We start from the raw sequence: 288 nt of genomic DNA on the forward strand, positions 1-288 counted from the left end.
CTTCTGAGTTCGGCATGGGGTCAGGTGGTTCCAAAACGCTATAGTCACCAGGAAATCTGGGTGCAAATGTATAATTACATCGTGCCTCGCACGAACATTCCATTTGCGCAAGGTGAACCGATTTCGCGATACCGCTGAGGTTGGTCACCTTGTTTAATTCTTAAATCTGGAAAAAGCTATTAAATTCTTTGTCTACTTCAGTCTATTAACTTCTGTCGCTAAACCACTTTGGCGTTGTATGGTTAAGCCTCACGGGTAATTAGTACGAGTTAGCTTAATGCCTCACAG

The 288-nt window shown here is 43.4% G+C and carries 1 rRNA gene; it reads right to left on the bottom strand.

The window, feature by feature from the left end:
• Positions 1-52 (bottom strand): 5S ribosomal RNA (gene rrf, locus F9Y84_RS22660); the annotation flags it as partial.
• Positions 53-288 lie beyond the last annotated feature (236 nt).

The sequence above is a fragment of the Pseudoalteromonas peptidolytica genome (assembly GCF_012641745.1).
Lineage (GTDB): Bacteria > Pseudomonadota > Gammaproteobacteria > Enterobacterales > Alteromonadaceae > Pseudoalteromonas > Pseudoalteromonas peptidolytica.